The 6,551-nt window shown below is 65.8% G+C and carries 4 protein-coding genes; 2 read left to right on the top strand and 2 right to left on the bottom strand.

The features are described from left to right. Both ACIRA7_RS13930 and ACIRA7_RS13925 read right to left on the bottom strand, forming a co-directional pair. Positions 1-2,595, bottom strand: a 2,595-nt coding sequence (locus tag ACIRA7_RS13930; RefSeq protein WP_396221452.1) for a WD40/YVTN/BNR-like repeat-containing protein, incomplete at its 3' end; no start/stop codon positions are given. A gap of 203 nt (positions 2,596-2,798) precedes the next feature. After that, positions 2,799-4,541 (bottom strand): amidohydrolase, encoded by a 1,743-nt coding sequence (locus tag ACIRA7_RS13925; RefSeq protein WP_396221451.1) that lies wholly within the window; start codon positions 4,539-4,541, stop codon positions 2,799-2,801. A gap of 81 nt (positions 4,542-4,622) precedes the next feature. Between ACIRA7_RS13925 and ACIRA7_RS13920 the strand changes: the two genes are divergently transcribed. Together ACIRA7_RS13920 and ACIRA7_RS13915 are read left to right on the top strand one after the other, a co-directional pair. Beyond that, positions 4,623-4,919: a putative quinol monooxygenase gene (locus tag ACIRA7_RS13920; protein ID WP_396221450.1), complete on the top strand. Its 297-nt coding sequence runs from the start codon at positions 4,623-4,625 to the stop codon at positions 4,917-4,919. A 137-nt stretch (positions 4,920-5,056) separates the two neighbouring features. Continuing rightward, a partial coding sequence (locus ACIRA7_RS13915) for an amidase family protein (RefSeq protein ID WP_396221449.1) occupies positions 5,057-6,551 on the top strand: 1,495 nt, incomplete at its 3' end.

Below are 6,551 nucleotides of genomic sequence, written 5' to 3'. Positions count from 1 at the left end.
CCACAAGATCATGCCACGGAACGTGGTGGCATCGGCGTGACGCATGGTCCACGTGTAGCGGTTCACCCCCTTCCGGTTACTCGGCTTGGCCGGCGCCGCCGCACCGAAGCCGCGTCCGCCACCAGGGCCGCCCGCCGCGGGCGTGGGGTTGGTATCCGTGCTTGCGACCGTGGCCAGCAGTTTGCCAGCCTTGTCGTAGAACTGGAACGTGACCGGCATCGAATCGGTCGGTAATCGATACACGAACGTGGGCGCGGCCTGGCCGTTCAGACGAATCACCGGCACCGGCTTGTACAGATACGGCGCGTTCGCGGCCTTCTCGGTTTCCGGCTCCCACCGCAACGGCGTGAGGTTCTCCATCACCCAGAACGCACGGCCATGCGTGCTGATCGCGAGATCGTCGTCGCGCAGCATCATGTCGTGTACCGGCACCGGCGGCAGATTCTTCTGCAGGCTTTTCCAGTTGGCGCCCGCATCGTGTGACACGTACACGCCACGCTCGGTGGCCGCGTACACCATGCCCGCGCGATGCAGGTCTTCACGGATCGCCCGCGTGAAATGCTCTGACGCGATGCCGTTCGTGATCTTGGTCCACGTCACGCCGTAATCGGTGGTGCGATAGAGATACGGCGCGAAGTCGTCCATCTGATAGCGGTTGCCCGCCACCCACGCCGTACCCGGGTTGTGCGGCGACGCCTCGATGATGCTCCAGCGCATCCACTCCGGCAGACCCTTCGGCGTCACGTTCTTCCACGTCACACCGTTGTCGCGCGTCACGTACAACAACCCATCATCGCTGCCCGTCCAGATCAACCCCTTCGTGAGCTTCGACTCAGCGATCGTGAACACGGTGCCGTAGTACTCCACGCTCGTCTGGTCCTTCGTGATCGGGCCACCCGAGCTGCCCAGCGTGGCGGGATCGTTGCGCGTGAGATCGCGCGAGATCGGCGTCCACGTGGTGCCACCGTTGGTGGAACGGAACACGACGTTCGACCCCACATAGATCGTGTTCGGATCATGCGGCGAGTGCACGATCGGGTACGTCCACTGGAAGCGGTACTTCGAGTCCTTCGCATCATGACCCATCGGGTCGAGCGGCCACGGATCGATGCTGCGCGACTTGCCGGTGCGACGGTTCAGCACGTCCATGCTGCCACCGTAGTTCGCGCCGAACATGATGTCGGGATCGATCGGATTGCTGCTGATGTAGCCCGACTCACCGCCCGCCACACTATAGAACGCAGAGAACGGCGACGGCGGCGCCACCGGCCCACCACCGCCGGGTCCACCGAATCCACCACGACCGAACGCCGGCGTTTCACGCACCGGTCCGCACGACGAGCCGGCATCCTGCTTCGCGCCACACACATGGTACGGGTAGTGGCTCGTGAGATGCACGTGATAGTACTGACCCGTGGGCACGGCCACAGCCGTGCGTGTGCTGCCGCCGTCTTTCGTGATGATCACGCCGTTGTCGTGCGCCACCGCAATGCGCTTGGGGTCGGTGGGATCGATGTAGATGTCGTGATTGTCGCCACCACCGAAGCCGGCCGTGAACGTCTTGCCGCCATCCTTCGACACCATCGGACTCACCTGCGGCGCGTACACGACGTTGGTGTCCTTCGGATCGGCGTACAGCTTGGAGTAGTACCACGAGCGCTGACGCAGATTGCGATCGCCGCTCATGAAGGTCCACGACGCACCGGCATCGTCGCTGCGATACACGCCACCGTTCGCCTCATGCTCGAGAATCGCCCACAAGCGACTCGGCTTGGCCGGCGACACGGTGATGCCGATCGCGCCCAGCAGGCCGGTCTGCGGCAAGCCCTTCGCGCGCGTGATCTCGGTCCACGTATCACCGCCGTCGGTGGTCTTGAAGATGCCGCTGCCCGCGCCACCGCTCACCAGCAACCACGGCTTCCGCCCGGCCTGCCAGAAGGTGACGTACATGATCTTCGGGTTCGACGGATCCATGATCATGTCCGCGACACCGGTGCTGTCGTTGCGGAACAGGATGTTCTTCCACGTCTTCCCGCCGTCGGTCGTGCGATACACGCCGCGTTCCTTGTTCGGGCCAAACACATGACCCAGCGCGCCCACGAACACGATGTCGGGGTTGGTGGGATCGATGCGCACGCGCGAGATGTACTGCGTCTCCCTGAGACCCATGTACGTCCACGTCTTGCCGGCATCGAGGCTCTTCCACACGCCTTCGCCATGCGACACGTTGCCGCGGATCGGCGTTTCACCGCCGCCCACCCACACCACGTCGGGGTTGGTGGTCTGCACGGCAATCGAGCCGATGGTGCCGCCGAAGTACTTGTCGGTCACCGGCATCGCGGTCTTGCCACCGTCAGTGGTCTTCCAGACGCCGCCGCCGGTGGTGCCGAGGTAGTACTCGTCGGGGCGTTGGGTGGAGCCGGCCACGGCGACCATACGGCCGGATTGGTTGGGGCCGATGTTGCGCCAGGAGACACCGAAGGTGGTGTCGGCGCCGCGGGCTGGCGGAGGGCCGCCGGGGCCGCGCTGGGCGGAAACGGCGCTGGCGGATGCGAGGCAGCCGACGGCGAGGAGGAGACGGGAAATGGGGGGCACGATTGGTCTTGGGGGGTTGGGATTGGAACAGCTTCGATAAAGAAACGCTGCGGGGCGTAGGAGCGCTGGCGGGGGCTTGGCTCTCGGGGGCTTGGCTCTCGGGGGCTTGGGGCTGTTGGGCTATGGGCTCTCGGCCGTGGGCCGTGGGACTTGGGCCGTGGGTGCAGACTCAGAACGCGGAACTCGAACTCGCGACGCGAGACTCACGGAAAGCTGGTGGAACGGTAGGCTTCGCGGCCGCCAACGATGGTGAGGAGGACCTTCGTTTTCAGGAGGGCAGACGGTGGGATAGTCAGCATGTCAGCGGAGAGGACCACGAAGTCGGCATTCTTCCCGACCTCGAGTGTGCCGGTCTCCTTCTCCATGAACGCGGCGTAGGCGGCGTCCTTGGTGTAATGCCGCAGGGCGGCTTCCACGGTGATGCGGTTCTCGGGGTACCAGCCGCCCTTGGGGGTGCCCTCCGGCGTCTGGCGGGTGACGGCGGTGTAAATGCCCAGCAGCACATCCATGGGGAATACGGGGTAGTCGCTGCCGAAGGCCTGGATGGCGCCGGCGTCGTCGAATTTCTTGAAAGCGTTCGCCCGCGAACTACGCTCGGGGCCCAACAGCGGGGCGTAGTTCTGGAGGGTAGTCTGGTCGGGGGTGGCGAAGATGGCTTGGGTGCTGGCGATGACGCCCAGCTGCTTGAAACGGGGCAAGTCGGTCAGCGCCGGCACTTCGATGTGCTCGATTCTGTGGCGGCGGCCACTGGTGCGGTTCACCCGGGCGGCGTTGGCGTAGGCGTCGAGGGCGGTTCTTACGGCGCGGTCGCCGATGGCGTGGAGCTCCACCTGGAGGCCGGCAGAGTCGTAGCGGGCCACGCCCTTGTTCAGGGTGGCGGCGGGCCAGAATGGGAGCCCCGTATCATCAGACCCGGCATAGGGTTCGAGCATCGCGGCGGTCTTGGCGTCCACCGTGCCATCGAGCATGCCTTTGGCGATCCCCGTGCGCAGCCACGGGCCATTCAGGCTGTCGCGCAGCATGGTATACCGACGAACCGTGGCGGCCGAGGCGTCTGGGGTGAACGGGAAGGCGGCGCGATAACGCACGCGCATGGTGTCGGCCTTGGCGGCGGCACGCAGAATGGTGAACACGGGGTGCTCGGGGGCGCGACCGCCGGCATCCTGAATCAGTACGATACCGAACGATGCCGCCTTGCGGGTCTCTTCGTCGATACGCCGGGCGAGGTCGGCCACCGTGGGTTCCGGCACGAGGCGCATCACCAGCTGGCGGGCGGCCTCTTTCAGCAGGCCGGTGGGCACCCCCTGGGCTTCGCGCTCGATCACGCCGCGCGCGGGGTCGGGGGTATCGGCGGTCACCTTGGCCAGCGCTAACGCCCGACCGTTGGCAATCGACTGGTGGCCGTCGCGGTCGGTGAGGACCACCGGCTGCCCGGGGAAGGCGACGTCGAGGAACCGGCGATGCGGCGTGTTGCCCGGAAAGTCGGACGGGGTCCAGCCGCGCCCCACCACCCACGCGCCGGCGGGTCGCTTGGCGCTCCACGCCTTGAGTCGACGCACAATCTCAGCGGGCGACTTGGCGTCGGTGAGGTCGGCCTGATCGGTGGTGGGGAGATGCCAGTGGGAGTCACTGAAGCCGGGCACCACGCGGCGGCCCTGCAGATCCACCACCCGCGTCGCGGGGCCGCGGTGTTTCAGCGCATCGGCGTCGCTCCCCACCGCGATCAGCTTGCCGTCGCGGATGGCGATCGCCTGTGCCGAGGGGCGCGCGGCATCGCCGGTCCAGATGCGGGCGTTGGTGTAGATCGCGTCGGCGATCGGGGCGGAGGGCCGGGCCGCAGGCTGGGCCGGCAGCGACGGCGTAAGGGCGGCCAGCATGGCCAGCACGGACAGCACGGACAGCACGCCAATCGGTCGAACGGGCATGGGCATCGGCAAGTGAGACATGGAGTCCGATATAGTGTTCTGGGCTGCTGAAGACTATATCCGACCACGTTCTCCTGCTCTCCACCATACCGACTCCCTGCCATGCTCGTCGTTCAGGTGTTTGTGCATGTCCTCCCCGAGCACATTGCCGCGTTCCAGGCCGCCACGCTCGATAACGCCACCAACAGCGTGCTCGAACCGGGGATCGCGCGCTTCGATGTGCTGCAGCAAGCCGATGACCCCACGCGGTTCACGCTCATCGAAGCCTATCTCACCGAGAGTGCACCGGCCGAGCACAAGGCCACGGCGCACTACGCGCGGTGGCGCGACACGGTGGAGCCCATGATGGCGTCGCCACGCACGAACGTGAAATACGAGTCGCTGTTTTTTCCTGTTTAGGCAGTTCTCTGCGGTGCTCTGCGCCTCTGTGTGCTCTGCGTGATCGGTTCGCGGCGTCGGGTTAAGCGTGTGGAAATGATGACGCAGGGAACGCAGAGGCGCAGAGCACGCAGAGAACGGATTTTTCTTTTGAGGGTGTGATCGTGAAGATTCGTGCGATGATGGTGGTGGGGAGTCTGCTTGGCGTGAGCTCCACCGCCGGTGCGCAGCCGGCGAAGGCGAGTGCACCGATGGAGATCACCGAGGCCTCGGTCACCGACGTGCAGGCGGCGCTCACGGCGGGGCGGATCTCCAGCGTGCAGCTCGTGCGGCAGTATCTCGCCCGCATCGCGGCGTACGATCATGCCGGGCCCGAGCTCAACTCGCTCATTCGGATCAATCCCAAGGCGAGCGCCGAAGCCGCAGCACTCGACGCCGAGCGCAAGGCCGGCAAGGTGCGCGGACCGATGCACGGGATCCCGGTGATCATCAAGGACAACTACGACACCGGCGACATGCCGACCAGTGCGGGGTCGCTGGCGATGGCCACCAGTCAGCCGGCGCGCGATGGCTTCGTGGTGAAGAAGCTGCGCGACGCGGGGGCGATCATTCTGGGCAAGTCGAACCTGCACGAACTCGCCGCCGGCATCACCAGCATCAGCTCACTTGGCGGACAGACACGCAATCCATATGACCCTACGCGCTGCCCCGGTGGCTCCAGCGGCGGTACGGGTGCGGCGATCGCGGCCAGCTTTGCCACGGTGGGCTGGGGTTCGGATACCTGTGGCTCCATCCGCATTCCCAGTGCCTTCAACGCGCTGGTGGGATTGCGCCCTACGCAGGGGATGATGAGCCGTCGCGGCATCGTGCCGTTGTCGCACACGCAGGACATCGGTGGTCCGTTGGCGCGCACCGTGACCGATCTCGCCATCGCGCTCGATGTGAGTGTGGGCTACGACAGCGAAGACGCGGTTACGTCGGTCCTCCGTGATATGCCAATGCCAACGTTCCAGGCGTCGCTCGACAAGAACGCGCTGCGTGGCGCACGCATTGGCGTGTTCCTGCCGTACTTCCGCGACACCGACGCCGAGATTGCCGATACCGTGCGTTCGGCCATTGCGGCCATGCGAGCGCAGGGCGCCACGGTAATTGATGTGCCGATGGCTGAGTTCGACACGCTGATGGCCAACACCAGCGTGATCAACCTGGAAACGAAGTTTGATCTCATCGACTACCTGCGCACCGTCCCCAACGCGCCGGTGAAATCGCTGCGGGACATTCTCGATCGCGGCCTGTACGACCGGCAGCTGGAAGTGCGCTTTCGCGTGATCGACACCGTGCTCAATGCCGACAACGAACAGCATCGCACGGTGCTGGCGCGTCAAACGGCACTGCGCGCGCGCATGGAGCGCATTCTCGACAGCCTGCAGCTCGATGCCATCGCGTATCCCACCGTGCGGCAGAAGCCCACGCTCGTGGGCGAAGTGCAGAACGGCGGCACCTGCAACCTGGGCGCGCAGAGCGGACTGCCCAGCATCAGCGTGCCGGCAGGATTCGCGGGTGACGGCCTGCCGGTGGGCATCGAACTGCTGGGCAAGGGCTTCACCGACACGCGCCTGGTGGCGATGGCGTACGCCTTCGAGCAGTCGGGCG

The organism is Gemmatimonas sp., from assembly GCF_044376735.1.
Classification (GTDB): Bacteria; Gemmatimonadota; Gemmatimonadetes; order Gemmatimonadales; family Gemmatimonadaceae; genus Gemmatimonas.
This window is presented reverse-complemented; position numbering and strand designations above follow the sequence as displayed.

Excerpts from the sequence above, each read along its gene's own strand:
- ACIRA7_RS13925 (WP_396221451.1), bottom strand. The coding sequence starts at position 4,541 with ATGTCTCACTTGCCGATGCCCATGCCCGTTCGACCGATTGGCGTGCTG.
- ACIRA7_RS13920 (WP_396221450.1), top strand. The coding sequence starts at position 4,623 with ATGCTCGTCGTTCAGGTGTTTGTGCATGTCCTCCCCGAGCACATTGCC.